Origin of the sequence: Paracoccus haematequi, assembly GCF_900631945.1 — a bacterium.
Classification (GTDB): Bacteria; Pseudomonadota; Alphaproteobacteria; order Rhodobacterales; family Rhodobacteraceae; genus Paracoccus; species Paracoccus haematequi_A.
In genome coordinates this window covers 1-514 of the sequence record NZ_UZWE01000097.1, presented here as the reverse complement: position 1 = coordinate 514, position 514 = coordinate 1, and the positions used below count along the sequence as shown (strand labels likewise).

The 514-nt window shown below is 65.4% G+C and carries 1 protein-coding gene and 1 pseudogene; both read left to right on the top strand.

Annotated features, from left to right (window positions below; translation table 11 throughout):
- Positions 1-106 (top strand): annotated as a pseudogene (locus PARHAE_RS22025) (YcbK family protein); the annotation flags it as partial.
- The gene (locus PARHAE_RS20605; RefSeq protein WP_126156366.1) at positions 103-360 is read left to right on the top strand and encodes a hypothetical protein; all 258 of its coding nucleotides are present in this window, start codon (positions 103-105) and stop codon (positions 358-360) included. The pseudogene PARHAE_RS22025 and the gene PARHAE_RS20605, both read left to right, overlap by 4 nt.
- Positions 361-514: the final 154 nt, after the last annotated feature.

Below are 514 nucleotides of genomic sequence, written 5' to 3'. Positions count from 1 at the left end.
GTCTTATCTCGACACGCTGCGCTGGGTGTTCATCGCCGTGGCGCTCGTTGGCATCGCGGTCACGATCTACGCGCGGCTCGATGACTGGAAGCGGGGGCGGCGGTGATCGCCGCGCTGCTGACCGGGATCGCCACGAGCCCGTGGGCGCGCGCTGTGCTGCGCTACGGCGCCATCGTCCTCGCCGTGTTCCTGTTTCTGCTTTCGCTTCGGCGCTCTGGCGAGCGAGCGGGACGCCTCGCCGAACGCCTTGAAACCACGGAGAAGGCCAATGACGTCCAAAGTCGGATGCTGGAAGCGGCGGCTCGCCGTCCTCGCGATCACCACGAGCTTGCTGAACGGCTGCGCGATGGTCGGTTCTGAGACGAGCGGGTTCGGGACGTGTGCACCCGTCGTCGGGTATAGCCGCGAGTTCCAGGGTAACCGGCCGATTGTTACCGCGGCGGTTGAGCCTTGAAGCGTTGCGCGAGTTCAGGATCGCTAACGAAGTCGTCGAGGAACTGGTGCCAGGTTTCTG